A 22,462-nucleotide genomic window follows, 5' to 3' on the forward strand; every position below is an offset into this window, starting at 1 on the left:
GAGGATAACCTATCGTAACAACTTATAACGAGCCTAGCTGCGTCGGTTTACTATTGACAGAAAATAAAAAAGCCTTCAATCATATAGATCAAAGGCTTTAAATTAGGCAATAAACTGATTCGAAAATTTAAACTTTATATCTACACACGCTCAATAATAGTGGCGATACCTTGGCCGAGACCGATACACATAGTTGCTAGTCCAACTTCGGTATCCATCTGCTCCATTGCGTTTAGCAAAGTCACCGTGATACGCGCGCCTGAACAACCGAGCGGATGACCAAGTGCAATCGCACCGCCGTTGACATTGATGATGTCTTGCTTGTCCGTCAGACCTAAGTTTTTGAGTACTGATAGTCCTTGCGCAGCAAAGGCTTCGTTTAGCTCAATAGTTTGGATATCATCAAGACTTAAGCCCGCGCGTTTTAGCGCTTTTTGCGTAGCTGGTACAGGGCCATAACCCATAATAGCCGCGTCACAACCAGCGATTGCCATACTGCGGATACGGGCGCGTGGCTTAAGACCTAAGTCTTTAGCTTTTTGGGCGCTCATCACTAGCATCGCTGATGCACCATCTGATAATGCTGATGAAGTTGCCGCTGTTACCGTACCCCCTTTAGGATCGAACGCTGGACGTAGCTTTTGCATTTGCTCCATCGTCGCATCAGGACGAATTACTTCATCAACGGTACATAATTGCAAACGACCCGCTTCATCATGACCTTCAATACCGACGATTTCATTTTTAAAACGACCTTCAGTAGTCGCTTCCCACGCGCGGCGATGCGACTCTAGACCGAATGCATCTTGCTCTTCGCGAGTAATACCATTCATGCGACCAAGCATTTCAGCGGTCAAGCCCATCATATTTGAGGCTTTAGCGTAGTGCTTTGAGGCCGCTGGATTTAAGTCAACGCCATGCATCATACCGACGTGACCCATGTGCTCAACACCACCAATAATAAATAAATCGCCTTGCTGAGTCATGATTTGCGCAGCAGCAGTATGCAGGGCTTGCATAGATGAGCCACATAGACGGTTAACGGTTTGACCGCCAGCAGTCTTTGGAATACCAGCCAATAGACCGATATTACGACCGATATTTAGGCCTTGCTCTAGAGTCTGGTTAACACAGCCCCAGATAATATCTTCGACATCATTAGTATCGAAATCATTACGCTCAACTAACGCGCGAACTAATTCTGCTGATAAGCTATCAGCACGCACATGACGGAACATACCATTTTTTGTTTTGCCCATCGCTGAGCGTACGCCATCGACAATGACCACATCATTTGGACTTAAAGTTGTCATATTAATTTTCCTTTTAAATTTTTATTAGTGATCGTCAGCTTGTTTTTGATCTAAAAATAAGCTGGCGACATTTATCCTAATTGAGTGTGCGCATTATGCCGTGGCGTAAAACGTCTCACCAGCGGCTGCCATGTCACGTATTTTTTGTGGGGCTTCATAGGCTTTGCCAAGATGCGCGTATTTCTCACACAGTGCTAAGTAGTTATCAAGACCCATTTGGTCGATATAACGACAAGGTCCGCCACGGAATGGTGGGAAACCAACGCCCATAATCATCGCCATATCCGCCTCGCTTGGCGTGCTGACGATATTATCTTCTAGGCAGCGTACCGTCTCATTGCAGAACGCTAGCATGGTGCGATCAATAATAGCCTGATCATCAAACGCTTGCTTTTCACTATCAGTAGTGGCTTTCAATAGCTCATAAGTCGCTTCATCAGGGGTTTTCTTCGGCTTACCGCGCTTGTCCATTTCATACTTATAAAAACCAACGCCGTTCTTTTGACCTAAGCGTTTGTTGTCATATAGATGCTCGATAGCGCCTTTATAGTCGGCTTTCATGCGATCAGGATAGCCTTCTGCCATCACCTCAGCACCATGTACACCTGTATCTAAACCAACCACATCGATCAAGTACGCAGGGCCCATAGGCCAGCCGAATTTTTCCATGACTTTATCCACATGGACGAAATCAGCGCCTTGCTTAAGCAGTAAATCAAAAGCGCCAAAATATGGGAACAGTACACGGTTGACTAAGAAACCTGGGCAATCATTGACCACGATAGGCGTTTTGCCCATTTTGGTTGCTAGCGCCACAGTCGTTGCGATAGCTGCTTCAGAAGACTTTTCACCACGGATGACTTCTACTAGTGGCATACGGTGAACAGGGTTAAAGAAATGCATACCGACGAAGTTCTCTGGGCGTGCCAGCTCTTCCGCTAGATAAGTGATAGAAATAGTAGAGGTGTTAGAGGCGATGATAGCGTCGTCTTTGACTAAGCCTTCAACTTCTTTTAACACTGAACGCTTAATTTTTGGATTCTCAACGACCGCTTCGATAACGATATCAGTATCGCTAAAGTCGCCGTAGTTAAGTGTTGGGCGGATACGACTTAACGTTTCACCCATTTTGGTCGGAGTCATTTTGCCACGGTCGACCATTTTACCTAATAGCTTACTGGCTTCACCCATACCCAAATCTAACTGCTCAGATTTGATATCTTTCATGATGATTGGCAAGCCTTTACTGGCGGCTTGATAGGCGATACCACCACCCATGATGCCTGCGCCTAGTACGGCAGCTTCATTAATATCATGCGCTTGTTTACTATGCTTTTTGGCCAATTTTTTGACCAATTGATCGCTCAAGAATAGACCTACTAAGCTCTCTGCTTGTGGAGTCTTAGCTGCTTTGGCAAAGTAAGTCGCTTCAACTTCAATAGCTTCATCACGTGGCAAATTAACGTGCTTTTCAATTGCCTCGATAGCTAATGCTGGCGCTGGATACTGCTTAGGATTGGCCTTAGCGAAGATCATGCCTTTAGCACTGTTAAACGCCATCGCTTGCTCTAGCGGATTTAACTTAACTGGATTTAGTTTTTCTTCGCGCTTAGCTTGCCAATCAATCTCGCCTGAGATACATTTTTTGACCAAATCTATGGCAGCATCTTGCAAGTCATCTGCTGCAACTGCTGCATCGACTAAGCCTAGTTTTAGCGCATCAAGGGCTTTTTTAGGGCTGCCTGTAGCGATCAATTCAAGCGCATTATCGATACCGATGACCCGTGAACTACGTACCGTACCACCAAAGCCTGGGAAAATACCTAGCTGGGTTTCTGGTAGACCGATGATGGCTTTGTCGCTCATAACGCGATATTCACAAACCAGCGTCATCTCACAACCGCCGCCCAGTGCTGCGCCGTTAATAGCCGCTACTTTCGGGAAAGGCAGATCTTCAAAGCGATTGAAAGCGCCATTGACTTTAATGCCCCAAGCTTTGATGTCTTCTTCTGAATTTTTAAATGAAGCGACAAATTCTGTGATATCTGCTCCAGCGATAAAGACGCCTTTACCTGAGGTGACGATCAAGCCCTTAACGTCATCAGACTTCTCTAACGCACTAACCGCTTCGCTAAGCTGTTTATTGGTTTCAAGATCGAACTTGTTGACGCTCTCATTCTCTGCATTAAAATGCATGTTGGCGATGCCATCCTCTAGCATGCTCACGGTAATGCGATTTCCTTGATATACCATTTGGAACTCCTTGCTATGTATTAAAAGCTATCTCATCAAGTTAAAAAACAAACCTATTTTTTAAGTAAAGTAGCTCGTTATTATTAATAAAAATTTTCAGTACAAATTGTTTAGCTCAAAGAATAAAATCATCTTCGATAAGCTGTCATCGTCAATTAGTGTAGGGATTATAGTAGCAACTGTCACAAGCTAAAACCAAACGCACAAGTCACTATTTAATGAGTAATCATAAATAGTAAGCAATAGCCACTCGTTTAGAACGCTATAAAGATCACACTTGCTTTATAAAAACATATTCAGCTAACAAGTTAAATCATCAATGAGTAAAGATAAATAGCAGAAAAGTATCATTACTATGACTTTAAACATCAAAGAATAGCTAGAACTATCAAGGTATGAATAAAAGCCATATAGGCAGTATTGGCTATCATGCTAAACTACCCTATTTTTATTCTCTTACTTCAACTGGGCTCGAATTATGACCGTCTCTGTTGCACCGCGATTTATTCCTTCTGACTCTTTTGAGCAGCTGCACGATGCTTTGCGTAACCAGCTAGCGCAAGATATTGAGGCGCTGTTTGCTTATGCTCAGCTGCCAAGCCCGCTGGATGAGGCCTGTCGTTATGTCATGACGGGACAAGGTAAGCTGGTGCGTCCATTGCTAGTGGCTAGTAGTTTTGTCAGCGTTGAGGCCAGTCATAACCGCGCAAAGGACAGCTCTCAAACGCCTGATTTGAATAGCGCTACTTTAAATATAGAAACGGGGTTGGATGACTTATTAAATAGCGAAATTCATTATGATATGTGCAGGCGTGCCGCGTTAGCCGTTGAGCTATTGCATACTTACTCGTTGGTACACGATGATCTGCCCTGTATGGATGATGATGCGCTGCGCCGTGGGCAGCCGACTTGTCACATTGTCTTTAGTGAAGCGACAGCATTGCTAGCAGGTGATGTGTTGCAGACCTTGGCCTTTGAAATACTAACTGCTGAGGTTGAGACCTTCGCGCCTTTTGATGCTCATATCGCCAGTAGCTTGCTGGCAGTATTTGCGCCACGTGCGCGACGTATGGTGGCAGGTCAAATGCTCGATCTAAATGCTGAAGCGAGCGCGGGGATAATGCAGAATGAGCTAGAGGCAATCCATCGTGATAAGACAGGCGCTTTGATTGAAGCGGCAATGCTGATGGGCGGCATTTGCGCAGGCGCTACTGCATTACAACGCATGGCATTACAAGAGTGCGCGGGGCATATCGGTCTCGCCTTTCAAGTACAAGACGATATATTGGACGTGATTGGTAATACCGATGATTTAGGCAAACCTGTCGGCAGCGATGAAAAGTTAGATAAATCGACTTACGTAAAACTAATGGGTGTTGAGAAGGCCAAAGAGCACGCGCAATCGTTATTTAACGAAGGTCGCAGCGCAATAATACGTGAGCTGAATACTAGTACTGACGATAGCGTTGATATTAATAGTGCTAGTAAAAACAGTGCGCTACTTGAGCTTATTGATTGGCTATGGGCGCGTAATAAATAGCTACTCTTATAGCTGTGTTAAAAATCAAACAAAAATAGGCTAACTAACAGCTTTGTTAGAATTATGCTCATGCTAAACTGCTTATCATTGATAACTATAATTGATACGTTTGGTATAAATAATATGACTGATAATAATTTAAACCGTTCTCATAATCATGAACCTAGTCATGAACACGTTCATAACGACCACGATGAACATACCCCAAATGCAGGCTCGCTAGCAGCTGATAGTTTTGCGGCTGATGCCAAAGGTAAAGCAGGGTTTGGTCGTATCGTTAAAGCTGCAGGCTACTCCGCTGATGGTTTTATGGCGGCTTATAAAAATGAAGCGGCCTTTCGCCAAGCCTTTTGGCTCAATTTAGTATTGTTGATTGTGCTGATATTTATACCTTTTGCGATCACTATAAAGATGATTCTGCTTTTCGCATCCACACTATCTATCATCGTTGAGCTATTTAATACGGGATTAGAAGCCAGTATCGATCATACGTCTACCCAGCAACATCCCTTAGCCAAGATAGGTAAAGACGTCGGCTCTGCGGCACAGTTTTTAGCGTTAACCTTACTATTTATTTTGTGGTTAATGGCACTATCTACTTTTCTGTTTTAAGACGATGTTTTTAAAAGGTGGCTTTTAAGAAAAGGCAAAAGGTTATGATTGAAGATACTGCAAGTCGAACCGACGCAACTCAAAATTCGGCTAATCCAATGCCGACTGTCTATCTTGGTACTGGTGGCTATAGCGATATAGATTTGCTTGGTACGCTCTATCCTATTGGTACTAAGAAGACTGACTTTTTATGCGAATACGCCAAGCAATACGGCGCGGTTGAGATCAACAGCACCTTTTACGCGCCTATCGGGCAAAAAGCCTTTGCGGGCATGGTTAATAAAGCCTATGTGCAAACCGACAGCCAGTTAAAGTTCGCGGTAAAACTCCATCAAGACTTTACTCATGCGCGAAAAGGTACTACAGAGCACGCTCAAGCTTTTCTCACAGCCTTGATACCACTTATCGAAGCCAACTGCCTTGCACCGTTACTTTTGCAATTTCCACATGGTTTTGATCGTACTCGCGAGCATCGACTGTATTTAGCTCAGCTAGTCAGCTGGTTTGCTGGCTTCCCATTAGCGGTAGAGTTTCGCCACAGTGGTTGGCATACCCCGCAAGTGGTCGATAGCTTCAAGCAGCAAGGCATTATTTGGTGTAGCGTTGATTATCCCAAGGTGAATGGTCTACCGCCATCAAGGCTAATATTTACCGAGCGCACAGGCTACTTGCGTATGCATGGTAATAATTTGGACTGGTGGGGCGCGATGAGTGCCTCTGATCGCCATGATTATCGCTATAGCAAGCCTGAGATGCAAGACTGGGCACAGACGATTGCCAATCAACGCGAGCACTTCGATACGCTGTATATATTCTTTCAAAACACGGTTAATGCTCATGCTTATTATAATATTGCGATGTTGCGAGAGGCTTTAACAGCGTATGATTTTAATGTTTTGTAGACTTAAAAATTTTGATGCACAAGGTTCGTAGGGTGTGGTTGGTTTTATAAAGCTCTCATAGAGAATTCAAATAAAACGTAACCCGCCTTTTTATATTTCGATATAAAAACAATTCTAACTTGGGCAGATTGTAGCGTGGGTGGCAACCTGCGACTTTGCATTCTTCGAAATATTTACGGAAATTCTATTTAAAGAATTTCCCTTGCAAAGCTAAAATTGCAATGCAATTTTTTAACGCTTTTCAGGATTACCACCCACGCTACGAAATACCGCAAATTTCCCATTCTAAAAGAGCCAACTCAAACCTATGGATTCACTCAGTCAAATCGTCTTAGGTGCCAGCGTCCAAGGGACAATACTCGGTAAATATCAAGGCCGTAAAGCCTATCTATATGGCGCAATGCTCGGAACTTTACCTGATTTGGATGTGCTTATTCGTTATGGCGATCCTGTCAGCAACATGACTTATCATCGCGGCTTTAGTCATTCGCTAATTGTCTTGACTATAGTGGGAACATTAGGCTCTTGGCTAATCACCCGTTACCATCGATGGCGTGACATGCCTTTGCCCTACTCTGGTAAACGCTTAGCGCTGGCGATGACTTTGGCGCTCACTACCCATCCAATTTTAGACAGCTTCACGGTCTATGGCACTCAGCTATTTTGGCCGTTACAAGACCCCTTGCAAATTACTCCTATCAGTATCGCCTCAATATTTATTATCGATCCGCTTTACACTTTGCCGCTGCTTTTTGCGATGATCTTTGGACTAGTAAAAGGGCGTAGTCTTAGTGTTTTTAAACAGGGTTTATTAGCGAATTTTCAGCGTTTGGCAGTAATAATGCTTATGGTAAGTAGTAGCTATTTACTACTATCACTAGGTCTAAAATATCATGCACAAGATAAAGCCGAGCAAACCTTAGCAGCGGCTAATATTGATAATATCGTCCGTATCAAAACTATGCCTGTATTACCGACTATCCTGATGTGGCGTACTCTCGCAGAAGATAAGCAAAATAGATTTATTGAGCTGCGTGGTAGTGTTTTAGATAAGCGTTTGCCTGAATATCGTTATCTGACTCAATACAATAATTCGACTAGGCTAAATGCAAATTTACCAAGCGCTAGCCAGCCCTATGCAAAGAGGCTGGATTGGTTCTCTGGGGAATGGACAGGGTATCGAACGCAAACGCTTGCTGATAACTCTGATAAAAAAAGTACACAATTGGTCGTTGATGATTTACGGATGATGGCAGGCGATACGGCTTTCTTTAGTTTTGTATTAGCGAATAAAGATGCTCAAAACTCAGAATGGCAAGCGATTGAACCGATAGACGCGCCAGTGATTACTATCGACAATAAACCTCAGCCGTCACGCTTTGAATTGATAAAGCAAGGCTTTGAAAGAGTGTTTGATGAGTCGGTCATTGATGAGAATGGTGGTTGGGAGTTGGTTGATGGTAAATAACATTCAATATGAAAAATATCAAAATAAATTCAGACAAGGTTAAGAGCATGGAAGACTTTGAGATAGTTCAGTTTGCAGAGAGTATAATTAAAACCATTACTAAAGATTTAAATGAAAGTTTGTATGCTAAACCTAACTCAAGTTTATCGGTTTTATGGAAAAGGTGTGATGCTTTCAATGCTTCAGCTATACCAAAGTCTAAATTAAATGAACCACCAGTTGATATCATCACTATCAACTACGGATTAGCACTTCAGATATATCATGCTATTGATGAATACTGTACCTATATTGAAAGCGGATTTGACAATGAATTATTTAGTTTTTTCTTCAAGAATCATTTGGATAAATCAATACTACCTACTAATTTTGAACCGAAAGACTATAGAAAAAATATGTTTATAAGCGCTCTAACTTGGGTCTACTTTCACGAACTAGCGCATCTCAATCAGGAACATGTCTACATCCTTAATAGTCTACTCAACAGTAATGAATATTCAGAATACGAAGAGTTCAACATTGATAATTCTAAATCCTTAAAAGGAAAAGCTGCCAATATACATCATGTTTTGGAGCTTGCCGCAGATTTTGAAGCGATTCAGGCTTGTATATCTGAATTAATTAGACACTTCGAATTTAATGAATTGAAAGAAACTATAGGAACATTCGTTACTGGTATATCTTGCGCAATCTACAAAATGCATGGTTTGGGAATGTCAGATTTAAATTCAGAAGTAACAGGTTCTCATCCACCACCAATAGTCAGGTTAGAGCAAATATTGCCTCAAATTTGGGAAACTCTAGATTTCTTAGAGCAAAAAAAAGCAATTAATATTAAGGCTAGTCGTTCAGATTTAGTCTATCAATGTGAGAGAAGCTCCCTAACATCAGGTTTCTTTTGGTTTAGAAAAAGACACATACACCCAGATCAACTATCAGACTTTTTGCATTGTGGAACTATCAATAGAGTTGGAGGTAAAGAGTATATGCAAATAATTATTAATACGTGGGATGAAATTGAGCCTGAAATTACTAAGAATAGACGTAATAATAAAGATCTACATATACTCACTTTTACCAAAGCCTATAGAAATTTAGTTTTCAATGATTCAGAATAATTAATAAATTCAATTTTTAGTAATTAGCTCATAAGCCCTCAAACCAAAAAAAGGAAGCCTCTCAGCTTCCTTTTTTATCAATCAAAAACCTAGTTATTTACTCTTCAACACCAGCATCTTGACCTTTATATTTTGCGTTCGCATAGTCCCAGTTCACTAGCTTGTCTAGGAACGTATCGACATAATCAGGACGACGGTTACGATAATCGATATAATATGCATGTTCCCATACATCACAAGTCAATACCGCTACTTGGTCATGAGCCAATGGCGTATCAGCGTTAGCTGTTTTTGCGATTGATAGTGTGCCACCAACTTTATCAGCGACTAGCCATGCCCAACCTGAACCAAACTGAGTCAATGCTGCGTTTTTGAACTCTTCACGGAACTTATCATAGCTACCGAAGTCTTCTTCGATTTTGCCTTTTAGATCACCAGTAGGTTCGCCGCCACCGTTCTCAGGCGTCATGCAGTTCCAGTAGAACGTATGATTCCAAACTTGTGCCGCTTGGTTAAACATACCTTGCTTGCTGTCATCTTTAGACGTCGCTTCGATGATTTCTGGAAGGGTTTTGTCTTCCATACCAGAGCCTGGTAGCAAGTCGTTCAACTTATTAACATAAGCCGCATGATGCTTGTCGTGGTGATATTCTAGCGTTTCAGCGCTGATATGTGGCTCTAATGCGTCTTTTGCATAAGGTAATTCTGGTAAAGTAATATTTGACATAGTTATTTTATCCTTGCTGTTTAGCCCTTTATAATATAGGTATTATAAAATAATAACTATAAAATACTAGGCTAAGTTGGCTGAGTTTATTATTAGTGAATGAGCAAAGTACCAGTTAAAGCGATACACTTTGCTATAAAGTAAATAGACAACCTAAAAACAACTTAGCTAATGATGTTATCGTTAAATATTGGTAATATCTATCAATATTCATCAACAACGAAGGTAAGTTGCATATTGTTAACTTTTAATTTACAAGCTATAAGCTATAATTCACTGTAGCTTGCCAATTAGTATAACAATAATCTTGTCTATTATCCGTTACCGAATGTTATAGCTTTACCCCATCTTACAACACCTAAAATTTATCCAAAACAAAAATAAAACTATTTACTTTAAATCATGGGCTTAACTTTTATGTATACCTCTCAACAGTCGTATGAAGCTAACAATATATTCAAGCAAGATTGGGTTTTGGCTAGTAACAATAAAGGCAAACTAGCAGAATTTAAGCGCTTATTCACTGATGCTAACTTGAATGTCACGATTATTCCACAAGGTCAGCTCGATATCGAGGACGCTATCGAGGATGGTCTAAGCTTTGTAGAAAACGCGATTATCAAAGCCCGTCACGCCAGCCGTATCAGCGAATTGCCTGCTATCGCAGATGATTCAGGACTATGCGTGCCCGCACTGGGTAATGCGCCTGGCATCTACTCCGCGCGCTATGCTGGTGAGCATGGCAATGATGCCAATAATAACGCCAAACTGATTGCAGACTTACAGCCTATCCGTGCGCAAAATCGGACTAACAATACAGATATACCTATCAAAGGAATGTTCGTTTGCGTGTTAGCAATGGTGCGGCACGCTGATGATCCACTACCGGTTATCGCTCAAGGCTTATGGCAAGGTGAAATCTTGGAGCAAGTACATGGCGATGGCGGCTTTGGTTATGATCCGCTGTTTTGGTTAGCAGATCTGCAGGCGAGCGCTGCTAGTCTTAGCGCAGATGATAAAAACAACATCAGTCATCGCGGACAAGCTATCAGGCAATTATTGCAGCAATTGCAAGCCTAACTTATTTAAAAGTGGTGTTTTTTGCATTTTTTTACTTTTATCTTAAAGCCAAGCGGATAGATAACTTTTACTTTAATTGGTAGATAGATTATACTAATCTACTTTTAAAATTTTATTATGAGCTACCATTTGTCGCGCTTATCTACGAATCAGACATTTTGGCGCTTTATTTATTGATATTTATAGCCTGATACTGCTATCTGCACTGTCAGGCTTTTGATATCCCCCATTCATTCTAATGGCAATCTGCTCATAGAGATCTGAGCTCAGTACACGATTGTCTGACATTTTCATTCTAAAGGTGTAATTAACATGGCAACAGATTTACAAGTCACAACCAACAAGCTGTCTAATAAAGAAACTCAGCTAACCGTAAAAGTACCCGTCGAAAAAATCCAAAACAAAGTCGAGGGTCGTATTCGCCAAGTGGCTAAGACTGCCAAGATTGATGGTTTCCGTAAAGGCAATGTGCCTATGTCACATATCCGTAGCCAATACGGCGCTGGTATTCAACAAGAAGTGATCAATGATGTGATTCGCGACACCGTATTTGAAGCGATCAAATCTGAAGATATCCGTGCGGTTGGCATGCCTAATATCGATGACGTTAAGCTTGAAGATGACTTCTTAGTTTACCAAGCGACGGTTGAGATCTTCCCAGAAGTTGACGTCCAAGGTATCGATGAGATCGAAGTTGAGCGTCATACTGCTAAAGTCGCTGATGCTGATGTCGACACCATGATCGAAAATCTACAAAAACAGCGTGAAGAGTTTGTAGAGAAAAAAGGCATGGCAGCTAAAGACAATCAAGTGACCTTTGATTTTGAAGGCTCAATCGATGGTGAAAAATTCGATGGCGGCTCATCAGAAGACTTCAAACTAGTCATCGGTAGCAATCAGATGATTCCAGGCTTTGAAGACGGTATCAAAGGCATGAAAGCTGGCGAAGAAAAAGTTATTGATGTGACTTTCCCAGAAGACTATCAAGCAGAAGAGCTTGCTGGTAAAGAAGCACAGTTCAAAATCAACGTTAAGTTAGTTGAAAAGTCTAAATTACCAGAGATCGATGATGCGTTCCTAGAGCTGTTCGGTGTTAAAGAGGGCGGCGTTGATAAGTTAAAAGAAGACGTACGCAAAAACATGGAACGCGAGATCAAAAGCGCATCTCGTAGCCAAGTTAAGCAAGCGACTTTTGATGCGCTACTTGAGAAGAACGAGTTTGACGTGCCAAACGCTATGCTAGAGCAAGAGATTGACCGTCAGCGTAGTATGATGATGCAACGCTTCTCTCAGCAGTTCGGCGCAGGCGCTGATAGCTTCGATAAAGACATGCTACCTAATGAGCTGTTCGAAGAGCAAGCATTACGTGCGGCCCGTCTTGGTATCATTGTTGCCCGTGTTATCGATACCAAAGGCTTAGAAGTCGATCAGGAGCGCGTTGAGAAGTTCATTCAAGAAGCGTCAGAGAACTATGAAGATCCAAGTGAAGTCATCGAATACTATACCAATGACAAGCAACAACGTGCGAACATTGAGTCAGTAGTATTAGAAGACCAAGTCGTCGATTATCTGATTGATCAAGGTAAAGTAACTGACAAAGAAGTCAGCTATCAAGACCTCTTAGCTGCGCAGCAACAGCAGCAGCAAGCAATGTAATAAGCGCTATTCGCTACTAGCTTTTCATATGATGCCTCAACAAATATTGTTGGGGCATTTTTACTCTAGCTTTTTATTGCCTGTTTGCTGCTTTCACCCTTGATAAATGAGTAGGCACGCCCTATTAATAGGGAATAAATTATCATTTGTAAGGTAAGTATTTACTAGGTGCCAATAAAAAAGTTACTATTACGGCACTTATATTCTTAACTTTATTATCTAAAAACCGATGCATGAATAAATGACTGATAATTAGCTTTTTAGCTCATCTATTTTTATATTATACCTTTGCATTATTAATAGGATTTTTCCATGACAGATTATGATCGCATTACCTCCAATCCGCATTTTGATACGCTAATGAGTGCCCACAATGCTCAAGGTGCTCAAAGCATGTCACAGACAGCTCCCCATAATGCTTTAGTTCCTATGGTTGTTGAACAGTCTGCTCGTGGCGAGCGCTCATTCGATATTTTCTCGCGCCTATTACGCGAGCGCGTTATCTTTTTGACGGGCGAAGTTGAAGATAATATGGCCAATTTGATTGTGGCGCAGTTATTATTTTTAGAAGCTGAGAACCCTGATAAAGATATCCATTTATATGTCAATTCACCAGGTGGTGTGGTCACAGCAGGTATGGCCATTTATGATACGATGAACTTCATCAAGCCTGACGTATCGACGATTTGCTTAGGTCAAGCGGCTTCTATGGGTTCATTCCTATTGTCCGCTGGTGCTAAAGGCAAACGCTATGCCCTAGCCAATTCACGCGTTATGATCCATCAACCTTTAGGCGGTTTCCGTGGTCAAGCGTCAGATATCGAGATTCATGCTCGTGAAATTATTGAGCTAAAAGCTAAGCTTAATCGTCTATTGGCTGAGCATACTGGTCAGCCTGTTGAGCGCTTAGAAAAAGATACTGATCGCGATAACTTTATGAGCGCTGCGGCTGCCAAAGATTATGGGTTGGTCGATGAAGTATTAGAGCGTCGCCCTGCTGAGCTGAAAATATAATTTAGTAGTCACCTATACTATATCTGTAAAGCGCTCAATTTTGAGCGCGATTACTGAGTTGATACTAAGTTTGCTCAGCTTTAAACACTATTAGCTCTAAACATTATTAGCTTTAAAAATCAGGAGTGCCGATATATGGCAGAAGATAAAACCCCGCATTGCTCGTTTTGCGGTAAAGCCAAAAAAGAAGTTAAACAGTTAATCGCGGCTGACGATGCCAATATCTGTAATGAATGTATTGAGCTATGCACAGATTTAATCGCTGATAGCGACACAGACGATGACGATTCTGATAGCGAATTAGACACTTCGTGGGTCAATAAAAAGCTACCAACGCCAAAAGAGCTACGCGCTAAATTAGATGAGTATGTCATCGGTCAAGACGCGGCAAAAAAGGCACTGTCCGTTGCGGTTTATAACCATTATAAGCGCCTAAAAGTCAGTCAGACACTAGCTCGTGATAGTAAAAAAGCCAAGATCGGCGCTGACGAAGCTATGGTCGAATTATCTAAGAGTAATATCCTACTGATTGGCCCAACAGGGTCTGGTAAGACGTTACTAGCACAGACGTTAGCGCGCCTGCTTGATGTCCCTTTTGCTATGGCTGATGCAACCACGCTGACCGAAGCAGGTTACGTTGGTGAAGACGTTGAAAACATTGTACAAAAGCTATTACAAGCCTCTGATTACGATGTTGGTAAAGCTGAACAAGGCATTATCTATATTGATGAGATCGATAAGATCAGTAAAAAAGGCGAGAACCCTTCTATTACTCGTGATGTATCAGGTGAAGGCGTCCAGCAAGCTCTACTAAAACTTATCGAAGGTACTGTTGCTGCTATTCCGCCGCATGGTGGCCGTAAGCATCCCCAGCAAGAGCTGATCCAAGTCGATACTAGCAATATTCTGATTATCGTTGGTGGTGCGTTTGCAGGACTTGATAAAGTCATTCAGCAGCGTACTGAAAAAACAGGTATTGGCTTTAATGCGGATGTCAGCTCAAAAGACGATAGCAAGCGTAGCTCAGATCTGCTGCAAAAAGTCGAGCCTGAGGATTTGATTAAGTTTGGTCTCATTCCAGAGCTAATCGGACGCCTGCCCGTACTTGCCGCGCTGACTGAGTTGGACGAAGAAGCCTTAGTACAGATATTGACTGAGCCCAAAAACGCTTTGGTCAAACAGTACGAATATCTATTCGATATGGAAGGCGCTAAGATTACCTTTACCGATAAAGCGCTCGATGCCATCGCCAAAAAAGCTATGGAGCGTAAAACAGGGGCGCGTGGTCTTCGCTCTATCGTTGAAAACGTCTTGTTAGATACGATGTACGAGCTACCTTCAATGAAAGACGCCAAAACCGTTACGGTCGATGAAAAAGTCATTAACGAAGGTGAAATACCTAAAATTGCATAGATTGCCCAAATCACATAGTTAGTCTATGTGGTTTTGATAGCAACACGTTGACAGTAAAGCAGTAAAAGCGTTTAACATTTATAATGTTAGACGCTTTTTTTATGGCTCATAATTTTATGAATCAGATTGCAAAATACTTTTTAGAAAGTGACAGCCGCGTTTATTAATCCTGATAACCGCTATTGGAAATCATGCTAAGGTAAATTATTATCAAAGTAGCTCATTAAAAGCAACTCTCTAAAAGTAACTTGTCATTATAAATTATTAGCAAAACAGGAACGGTTTATCATGCTAAAAACACTAGCTGCCACCAGCGCGTCACTACGCCAGCATTTACCTACTACATCAGTAGCAACTAAAGACATCGCGCCCTTTTACCAAGATCATGTGGCGGCTATTACTGGCGCAGGCTCAGGTATGGGTCGCGCCTTGGCTATTCATCTAGCAAAGATGGGCTGTCATCTTGCCTTATCAGATATCAACCCAGAGGAGCTTACGCAAACGCAAGAAATGCTAGTGGATTATGATATCAAAACTACTATTACCGTACTTGATGTGGCTGATAAAGAGGCGGTTTATGAGTGGGCGAATAGTGTGATGGCAGATCATAACAAGGTTAACTTTATCTTTAACAATGCAGGTGTGGCGCTGTACTCTACTGTTGAAGGCAGTAGCATCAGCGAGCTTGAATGGGTGATGGACATTAATTTTTGGGGTGTGGTATATGGCACCAAAGCATTTTTACCACTGATAAAGAATAGTGTTAATCAAAGCCAAGCCGATGGCGCTGTAGAAAACGGTCATATTATCAATATATCGAGCCTATTTGGTCTGACCGCTCAACCCTCGCAGTCGGCTTATAATGCTAGCAAGTTTGCGGTGCGCGGCTTTACTGAAAGTCTGCGCCAAGAGCTAAACATTCAATGCTGCGGAGTTTCGGCGACTTGTATCCATCCAGGCGGTATAAAAACCAACATCGCTAATAGTGCGCGGGGTAATGATAGTATCAGTGAGCTGGGTATGGGTACAGGTGACAAGGCTATCAGAAGCTTTAATAAATTTTTAAAATTCGATGCGGATGATGCCGCTTGGGTTATCCTACAAGCTGCTGCTAATGACCAGTCGCGCTGCTTAATAGGTAATGACGCCAAAGTAATAGATGCCGTTCAACGCATTTTTCCCTCAAATTATGGAACGGTTCTTTATCGCGCAACTAAAATTGCTCGTAGGCTCAAAACTAAGCGTTGAGTTATAATTTTTGTTAATACTTTATAGGCTTAAGCCAGTTAAATTAATAGGGGCGCTCAAACGTTGACAATGTTTGAGCGCCCCTATTGGTTGTATGATTGTTAAATGAGACAACATTACAGGATTTTATATCTTATTTTTTGATATAATAACAATTGAAAATCGATGATTTTACTGTCTTTACTTTTGCCATTTTGTAGATAGGTTTATTCAAATAAACCTATACTTACTTCTTCTACAATTGGTCATTCTAAGCATTTAGTGCTGTTAATATCAGTCATAAATTATAGATATTCTCAAACAAAGAGCTGTCAAAACTACTTAGTAAAGTAGCACACTACCAAGTGTTTACATATTATTTATTATCATAAGGATATGACAATGAAATCTTTTTCACTAGCCAAACCCTCTCTTCTTATATTGGCTATTCTCGCTGCCAGCGCTTGTAGCAATGAGCAAAATATACAAGCGGTTGATCGGGTTGAGGAAGCGGCAGCGATAGCTCGCGTACAAGGGCTTGAGGCACGTGCTGAGCAATTAAAGAATGATATGCCAGCGGCTACTGAAGCTTCTGCAGGTGCAGCTACTGGCAGTACTGCTGGAGCAAAACCTACGATTCAAATGCCAGACGAATCTACTATCCCAGATGATGAGTACGGTGCGGCGGTAAGGCGTGGCTTGCAAATCGCCAATCATACTTATAAAGAGCTACCTGATAATGTCGGCAATCAGCTCAATTGTACTAGCTGTCACTTAGCCAACGGTTCAGAAGCTTTTGCCGCACCATGGCAAAATATGCCAAGTATTTATCCTATTTATCGTACTCGTGCAGGTCGTATCAACACTATTCAAGAACGTATCAATGGCTGCTTTGAGCGGTCTATGAATGGTACTGCGTTAGATTTAGGATCAGATGATATGAATGCTATGGTCTCTTATATGGCTTGGTTATCAAAAGATATGCCTTATGGCGTCTCACCAGAAGGTCGCGGTTTTGTCAAAGTGGATAAGTCATTAGAGCCAGATACTGTCAATGGTGAAAAGCTATTTGCTGAAAAATGTAGCGTCTGTCACGGCGCTGACGGTGAAGGTCAATATAATGATGACGGCACTTACGTTTTCCCAGCGGTTGCTGGCGACAAGTCCTTTAACGATGGCGCTGGTATGGCACGTACTTATACCGCTGCCAGCTTTATTAAAGGCAAGATGCCCTTTGGTCAAGGTAATACGCTGACCGATCAAGAAGCGGTCGATATTGCAGGCTACTTCACTCAGCTCCCACGTCCCGTAAAAGCCAATAAAGATAAAGACTGGCCAAATGGTGATGCACCGAAAGATGTCCGTCGTTAATTATTAAACCTATTAAAATTCAGCTATAAAAAAGCCCAGCTAATATAAGTTAGCTGGGCTTTTACTTATCGAACATAAGCTAATTATGGCAACTTCATATCACCAGCGACGAGCCAACCCATACGGCGCATAATATAGGCAACTACTCCCGCGATAATAGCAGGTAGTACGAACATCAATAATATGATCGCAGTCCATAATTCAGTGACACCCATCAGCTCTTGAGAGGCTTCAATCACTCCGAACACCCCGACTAGTCCTGCCGTACCCATACCTGCGCCAGTAGCTGTACAAGCCAATTGAAAGACGACGGTAGCAATCGGTCCGACAATAGCGCTGGCAATCACGGCGGGCAATAGGACTATCGGCTTTCTAAGGACGTTGGGTATTTGCAGCATACTCGTGCCTAAACCTTGGGATATGACACCACTCACGCCGTTATCTTTATAACTAGCGACAGCAAAGCCGATCATATGTGCTGCGCAGCCGACTACTGCTGCCCCACCTGCTACACCACCCAAACCAATAGCGATACAAATAGCGGCACTAGAGGTTGGTAGCGTCAACAAAATACCCACTACGACTGCGATCACTATACCCATTAATAAGGGCTGTAGCTCAGTGGCGGCTTGAATACCGATACCAATAGCGTTAACAGCTGCGACTACTGGCGGATTGAGCAGCGCACAGACCGCCCAAGCGACTGCGCATACGAATAAAGGCACTAGCAGGATATCAAGCTTAGTCTTGCCCGCTACCCAAGTACCTGCGCGATAAGCAAATACAGCGGCTAAGTACGCACCGATGGGGTTACCTGGCAATGCTAAAAACGTTGCTGGACCTGCCTCTTGCGGGATAAATAAAGTGCCCGCCATTAGTGCTTCAGAGTGCGCGCCTAGCATCCCTGCGACTAAGCAGCTAAGCATCACTAGCGTCGGTGCTTTTAGATAATAAGCGATGCCAACACCGATACCTGCACCCATGAGCACAGATGCCAGCTTACCAATCGAGACCAATACTGGCAAATTCAACCAACCACCGATTTGTGAGATGATAAGTCCTGCAATTAAGGTGACAAATAGTCCTAATGCCATACCTGTAAAAGCATCAATAAAGTATTTTTGAAAAAATGCCTTAATAGGTCTAGGTGGTGGTGTAGAAATAGCAGTCGTCATTAGAGTACTCTTTGTCTAATAATTTGAGTTTTAGAACTTATCGCTTAGTCATTTACTAATTCGGTAATTCAAAATATAACACAGATAATCATCAATATTTGAGCATAAAAAAAGCGCCTTGTTGACGCTTTTTATACCTGATTCTATTTTAACGACGCTGCTCAACGATAATTGAGTCGATACCATTATTTTGCAGGCGTTGCTGGGCGTTGGTCACGACTTGCCGATTATTCATCGGACGTGAGATAACTTGATAAATAGGCGCACCGCTACCTGTCGTATTTTTGATTACTCTGGCATCAACCCCAGCCATCAGTACTTGCGCACGGCGGCGATCGGCTTCATCCGCATTGCCAAAGCTATTTATCTGTAAAATATAAGTAGTAGCAGCGGCAGGTTTTGGTACTGTGGCAGTCGCATTATTGGGTCGAGTTACGGTGCTACCAGCGTTAGTGGTACTGCTGTTACTATTAGGCGTAGTACCGTCATAAGTAGTGTTTTCTTCTACAATGACGATATCATTATCAGCGCTGGCATTGCCGCTACCAGCATTATTTGGTGCGCCTCGAGTAGGCTCGATAGTCGTATTCTCGGAGATACCAAAATTACCTGGATCATTATTATTAGCAGTGCTCTCAGGCTGAGTAATCACTACATCTGGCTCAAAGGCTTCAATATTACCTATCTGCTCGCTATTTGAATTGCCAATAGCCTCATCAGGTATTGTCGCCATTTCTTGATTGGGCAAGATATCATAAAACTCATAATCACCATTATCGACATCAGTATTGACCCGTGGCTCAACTTGCCGATCACGATCAGTCTCAGACTCGCCTGCGGGGCTAAAGTCAAATAGTGGTGATAAATACAAAAACACGCCGATCATAAGGGTCAAGATAGCCCCTACAAACATCCATAATAAGCCTGAGACACTACTGGTCTTGCGCTTTTGAGTCGCGCCTTTAGGTTTTTTGGCCAACATGGATCAGATTCTCCCTACCAAAATGTTGATTTTGCATTCTATTAATTTATGATATTAGACGATTTGCAATAACATTTATAAGGTTAACGCTATTGCCGCCTCAAAACCCTTTATCGAGCTAAAGCCTGTGTTTTTCAATAGCTATCAATTACAATTACATACTAGAAGGTGCTGATAGGCCGAGTAAATTAAGTCCATTAGCCACTACTTGCCTGACCGCCTTGGATAGACGCAAACGGGCTTGCATCAGCTCAAGCTCATCCGCGCTTGGGGTCTCACCTGAGGTAAGACTCATAGGCAAAATACGATTGCCATCATACCAACCATGAAACAGGGCTGCTAACTCTTTGAGATAGTTAGTCAATATATGTGGCTCATAGCCTGTCGCAGCTCGCATTAGCGTCGCAGGATAAGCGGCTAATAGCTTAATGAGCTCCTCTTCACTATTGGCAATCAGTAGCTCTTGATGCTGTGCACCCACACTATCATCAACGCTAAGGCCACAAGATTCTAGCTTTTCAAGCACTCGGCAGACACGGGCATGAGCATACTGAATGTAGTAAACCAAATTGTCTTTACTTTGTGATTTGGCCAGCTCTAAGTCAAAATCGATATGCACCTCGGGCTTACGCGCGACATAATAAAAACGCGCCGCATCATTACCAACCTCAGCACGCAAATCGCGCAAAGTCACAAAGTCGCCCGAGCGTGATGACATTTGCGCTTTTTGATCGCCGCGCCACAGAGCGACAAACTGCACCAGCACCACATCCAGACGGTTTTCATCAATGCCCAAGGCCGTTAGTGCCGCTTTGACCCGTGGCACGTAGCCATGGTGATCCGCGCCCCAAACGTTAATGACTTTATCAAAGCCGCGATCGAATTTGTTTTTATGATAAGCGATATCTGAGGCAAAATAAGTGGTCTGACCGTTTGCACGGCGCACGACTCTGTCTTTTTCATCACCAAAGTCCGTCGATTTAAACCAGATATTACCATCCTTCTCGTATAGATAACCTTTGTCATCTAGTACTTGCAGAACAGGCGCAATCTCACTATCGATGGACTTTTCGTGGAACCAGCACTCATAGCTTACGCCAAAGTCGTTCAAATCGTCTTTGATATCCGCCAAAATGCCACTTAATGCAGCATTTAAAAACAGCTCGTAGTTATCATGACCGAGCAAGGCTTTACTATTGGCAATCAGCCCATCGATATGCGCTTCTTTGTCACCTGATATTAGCTCTTTGTCACCAGCTGCATTGAGCTCATACTGAGCATCCTCAGGCACATCTTTAGCAACTTGCTCAAAGCTATGCACATAACTATCGCCATGTTGCTGTTTTAATGTCGCGGCGATGTCACGGACATAATCCCCTTGATAAGCATTCGCTGGGAATACTACTTTTTCACTATTAGCGTCTAAGTAGCGCAGATAAGTACTCGTCGCCAAGATATCCATCTGCCGACCAGCGTCATTGACATAGTACTCACGCGTAACATCATAGCCAACCGCTTCGAGCAAATTGGCGACACTCATGCCAAATGCCGCGCCGCGTCCATGACCGACATGCAAACTAGACGTCGGATTAGCAGAGACAAACTCCACTTGCAGCTTTTGACCGTCGAACTTATCACTTAAACCAAAGCTATCTTGCTGAGCAAAAATGTCATCCAATACTGCAAACTTAGCTTCAGTGTTCAAAAACACATTGATAAACCCAGGACCTGCGATATCGACTTGGCGGATGTCTTTATTCTCTGGTAGCGCGGCAACGATTTTTTCAGCCAATGCACGTGGATTAGACTTGGCTGCTTTGGCCGCAGTCATCGCAATATTGCTGGCAAAATCACCATGACTAGTATCTTTAGTACGAGTGATTTGGCTATTATTTTGCCAATCAGCTGGCAACACGCCTTGTGTCTTTAGGACTTGGGTGGCAGCATCAAAAATGGAGGCTAGAGTATCGATTTGGGCTTGTGACATAAGAAGGTAAACTCGGATAGATAATACGAAAATATAAATAACCTGTAAATATAACAACCTTTGGGGGTTATTGCACTAACTGTAGCAAAATTATCTCAGGTATAGACTATTTACAACAACAAGAGGATATTAGCATAGCAAGGTTAGAATGACTTAGTAGTCGCGTATGACCGCTTATTTAGCTCGTATTACTAATTTCAAGCATTTATAGCCACATGGTTCTACGTTATAATAGCTCCCATTGCTGATTGTGCTACAAAGCTTTACTATAATGCGCTGCCATAAAACATCATTATAAGATAATGCGCATTAATACTATATAGGATAATGATATGTTTGCTATTGCCGCTAGTACCGTTACCAATTGGGGACTATACGTTTTATTACCAATGTTTATTGCTCTATTGGTGTTTATTATGTTCGATATCTCTAAAAAATCTGATGCAGGACGTGCGGGTACTTTTTGGATTTTCTTAGCGTTAGGCGCAGGCTTTGCTGGTTTTATATTCAAGCTGTTGTTAGAGGTTGCCTTCAAAAAATGGTATATCGGCTAGAGAGTGGCTGATATTTTTTATATAAAACGATAGCTTAAACTCTCAATAGCCAATTAGACAATTTTTGACG

General features: G+C 42.4%; 18 protein-coding genes. 12 read left to right on the forward strand and 6 right to left on the reverse strand.

The genetic code is table 11. From position 1 onward, the window contains the following. Positions 1 to 140: 140 nt before the first annotated feature. Complete coding sequence (gene fadA / locus Q9G97_RS11850) at positions 141 to 1,313, reverse strand: acetyl-CoA C-acyltransferase FadA (protein ID WP_201570283.1); 1,173 nt, start codon at positions 1,311 to 1,313, stop codon at positions 141 to 143. Positions 1,314 to 1,406: 93 nt separating this feature from the next. Further along, positions 1,407 to 3,566, reverse strand: coding sequence for a fatty acid oxidation complex subunit alpha FadB (fadB, locus tag Q9G97_RS11855; RefSeq protein ID WP_305898980.1), 2,160 nt, complete (start codon positions 3,564 to 3,566; stop codon positions 1,407 to 1,409). Positions 3,567 to 4,044: 478 nt separating this feature from the next. Here fadB and Q9G97_RS11860 point away from each other — a divergent pair, with 478 nt between their 5' ends. The 5 genes from Q9G97_RS11860 (at position 4,045) to Q9G97_RS11880 (ending at position 9,206) form a co-directional block, all read left to right on the forward strand. Further along, the gene (locus tag Q9G97_RS11860; RefSeq protein ID WP_305898981.1) at positions 4,045 to 5,106 is read left to right on the forward strand and encodes a polyprenyl synthetase family protein; all 1,062 of its coding nucleotides are present in this window, start codon (positions 4,045 to 4,047) and stop codon (positions 5,104 to 5,106) included. A gap of 123 nt (positions 5,107 to 5,229) precedes the next feature. After that, positions 5,230 to 5,718, forward strand: a complete 489-nt coding sequence (locus Q9G97_RS11865) for a diacylglycerol kinase (protein ID WP_305898982.1) — start codon at positions 5,230 to 5,232, stop codon at positions 5,716 to 5,718. A gap of 44 nt (positions 5,719 to 5,762) precedes the next feature. Beyond that, the gene (locus Q9G97_RS11870) at positions 5,763 to 6,620 is read left to right on the forward strand and encodes a DUF72 domain-containing protein (protein ID WP_305898983.1); all 858 of its coding nucleotides are present in this window, start codon (positions 5,763 to 5,765) and stop codon (positions 6,618 to 6,620) included. A 307-nt stretch (positions 6,621 to 6,927) separates the two neighbouring features. Then, positions 6,928 to 8,088, forward strand: a complete 1,161-nt coding sequence (locus Q9G97_RS11875; RefSeq protein ID WP_305898984.1) for a metal-dependent hydrolase — start codon at positions 6,928 to 6,930, stop codon at positions 8,086 to 8,088. Between the two features lie 47 nt (positions 8,089 to 8,135). Then, positions 8,136 to 9,206 (forward strand): hypothetical protein, encoded by a 1,071-nt coding sequence (locus tag Q9G97_RS11880; protein ID WP_305898985.1) that lies wholly within the window; start codon positions 8,136 to 8,138, stop codon positions 9,204 to 9,206. A gap of 97 nt (positions 9,207 to 9,303) precedes the next feature. On the opposite strand, the gene Q9G97_RS11885 is transcribed toward Q9G97_RS11880, so the two are convergent. Continuing rightward, complete coding sequence (locus Q9G97_RS11885; RefSeq protein ID WP_305898986.1) at positions 9,304 to 9,933, reverse strand: superoxide dismutase; 630 nt, start codon at positions 9,931 to 9,933, stop codon at positions 9,304 to 9,306. 417 nt (positions 9,934 to 10,350) lie between these two features. Between Q9G97_RS11885 and rdgB the strand changes: the two genes are divergently transcribed. From rdgB to Q9G97_RS11915, 6 genes are all read left to right on the forward strand, one after another. After that, entirely contained in the window at positions 10,351 to 11,013 is a 663-nt protein-coding gene (gene rdgB, locus Q9G97_RS11890) for an RdgB/HAM1 family non-canonical purine NTP pyrophosphatase (protein WP_305898987.1), read from the forward strand. A 312-nt stretch (positions 11,014 to 11,325) separates the two neighbouring features. Continuing rightward, the gene (tig, locus tag Q9G97_RS11895; RefSeq protein WP_201570297.1) at positions 11,326 to 12,669 is read left to right on the forward strand and encodes a trigger factor; all 1,344 of its coding nucleotides are present in this window, start codon (positions 11,326 to 11,328) and stop codon (positions 12,667 to 12,669) included. 393 nt (positions 12,670 to 13,062) lie between these two features. Next, positions 13,063 to 13,683 (forward strand): ATP-dependent Clp endopeptidase proteolytic subunit ClpP, encoded by a 621-nt coding sequence (gene clpP, locus Q9G97_RS11900; RefSeq protein WP_305900336.1) that lies wholly within the window; start codon positions 13,063 to 13,065, stop codon positions 13,681 to 13,683. Positions 13,684 to 13,818: 135 nt separating this feature from the next. Next, entirely contained in the window at positions 13,819 to 15,096 is a 1,278-nt protein-coding gene (gene clpX, locus Q9G97_RS11905; RefSeq protein WP_305898988.1) for an ATP-dependent protease ATP-binding subunit ClpX, read from the forward strand. Positions 15,097 to 15,513: 417 nt separating this feature from the next. Beyond that, a complete protein-coding gene (locus Q9G97_RS11910; RefSeq protein ID WP_305900337.1) occupies positions 15,514 to 16,344 on the forward strand; it encodes an SDR family oxidoreductase in 831 nt (276 codons plus the stop codon). Between the two features lie 381 nt (positions 16,345 to 16,725). Continuing rightward, entirely contained in the window at positions 16,726 to 17,694 is a 969-nt protein-coding gene (locus tag Q9G97_RS11915; RefSeq protein ID WP_305898989.1) for a c-type cytochrome, read from the forward strand. A gap of 83 nt (positions 17,695 to 17,777) precedes the next feature. Here Q9G97_RS11915 and Q9G97_RS11920 read toward each other — a convergent pair whose 3' ends face one another. The 3 genes from Q9G97_RS11920 to argS all read right to left on the reverse strand — a co-directional run bounded on the left by Q9G97_RS11920 (position 17,778) and on the right by argS (position 21,838). Further along, positions 17,778 to 18,869 carry a PTS transporter subunit IIC gene (locus Q9G97_RS11920; protein WP_305898990.1) on the reverse strand — a complete coding sequence of 364 codons (1,092 nt, stop codon included), beginning with the start codon at positions 18,867 to 18,869 and terminating at the stop codon, positions 17,778 to 17,780. A gap of 148 nt (positions 18,870 to 19,017) precedes the next feature. Continuing rightward, positions 19,018 to 19,851: an SPOR domain-containing protein gene (locus tag Q9G97_RS11925; RefSeq protein ID WP_201570303.1), complete on the reverse strand. Its 834-nt coding sequence runs from the start codon at positions 19,849 to 19,851 to the stop codon at positions 19,018 to 19,020. A 154-nt stretch (positions 19,852 to 20,005) separates the two neighbouring features. Further along, on the reverse strand, positions 20,006 to 21,838 hold the full coding sequence (gene argS, locus Q9G97_RS11930) for an arginine--tRNA ligase (protein ID WP_305898991.1): 1,833 nt from the start codon (positions 21,836 to 21,838) through the stop codon (positions 20,006 to 20,008). Between the two features lie 332 nt (positions 21,839 to 22,170). Here argS and Q9G97_RS11935 point away from each other — a divergent pair, with 332 nt between their 5' ends. Beyond that, on the forward strand, positions 22,171 to 22,392 hold the full coding sequence (locus Q9G97_RS11935; protein WP_201570305.1) for a DUF2788 domain-containing protein: 222 nt from the start codon (positions 22,171 to 22,173) through the stop codon (positions 22,390 to 22,392). Positions 22,393 to 22,462 lie beyond the last annotated feature (70 nt).

This window comes from Psychrobacter sp. M13, assembly GCF_030718935.1.
Lineage (GTDB): Bacteria > Pseudomonadota > Gammaproteobacteria > Pseudomonadales > Moraxellaceae > Psychrobacter > Psychrobacter immobilis_G.